Annotated in this window: 1 protein-coding gene; it reads right to left on the minus strand. The window is 67.1% G+C overall.

Features of this window, described 5'->3' with window-relative positions; translation table 11 throughout:
- Positions 1 to 19: 19 nt before the first annotated feature.
- A protein-coding gene (locus tag ACWFRU_RS42500; RefSeq protein ID WP_453694226.1) for an IS5 family transposase occupies positions 20 to 951 on the minus strand; the annotation gives its coding sequence in 2 pieces (ribosomal slippage) (positions 20 to 601 and positions 604 to 951; 930 coding nt in all).
- Between the last annotated feature and the right edge of the window lie 59 nt (positions 952 to 1,010).

A 1,010-nucleotide genomic window follows, 5' to 3' on the forward strand; every position in this document is an offset into this window, starting at 1 on the left:
CTAGGCACTGTTTCTCGGATCATGTTCGGAGCCAGATGGTGAGGGCCGCGAGGGTGATGGTGCCGAGGTAGATGTAGGCACGTTTCTCATAGCGGGTGGCCACCGCCCGGAAGCCCTTGAGTCGGTTGATGGCGCGTTCGACGGTGTTGCGTTTCTTGTAGCGTTCGCTGTCGAAGCCGACGGGACGGCCGCCGCGGGAACCGCGGTTGCGTCGGTGCCTTTGCTGGTCGAGGCGTTCGGGGATGGTGTGGGAGATTCCGCGTCGCCGCAGGTAGCGGCGGTTCTTGCGGGATGTGTAGGCCTTGTCCGCCAGGACATGGTCGGGCCGGGTGCGCGGACGTCCCACTCCAGGGCGGGGCACGGAGACTTGTGTGAGGACCCGCTCGAACTGGGGGCTGTCGCCGTAGTGTCCGGGCGTCAGGACGACGGCGAGGGGCCGGCACCGCCCTTCGGCGGCGAGATGGATTTTGGTGGTGAAGCCGCCGCGGGAACGTCCCAGGCATTCGCCGACCGGAGCACTTCCTTCAGTCGGGCGGCCAGTCTCCGCAGCACCGGATCTGCCCGATTCGTCCCCCGGCCCGCCCCCTTTTGACCCACCCCGGCCGGAGGCGTCTTGCGTGCGCCGGCAGCATGCTGATGGGCCCGCACCGTGGTCGAGTCCACGGAGACCTCCCAGTCGATGCGTCCCTCGGCGTCCTCGGCCGCCTGGACCTTCGACAGCAGCATGGCCCACGTGCCATCCGCTGACCAGCGGCGATGACGCTTATAGACGGTCTCCCAGGGACCGAAGCGCTCCGGCAGATCCCGCCACTGCACCCCCGTACGCACCCGGTACAGCACCCCGTTGATCACACGCCGGTGATCACTCCACCGGCCCCCGCGCGCACCACCAGGAGGCAGGAACGACACCAGCCGGTCCCACTCCGCATTCGTTAAATCACCACGACCCATACGACCAGCCTGACGCCAACTACCCACCCACGTCAGGAGATCCGAGAAACAGTGCCTAA

Source organism: Streptomyces sp. NPDC055099 (assembly GCF_053607685.1).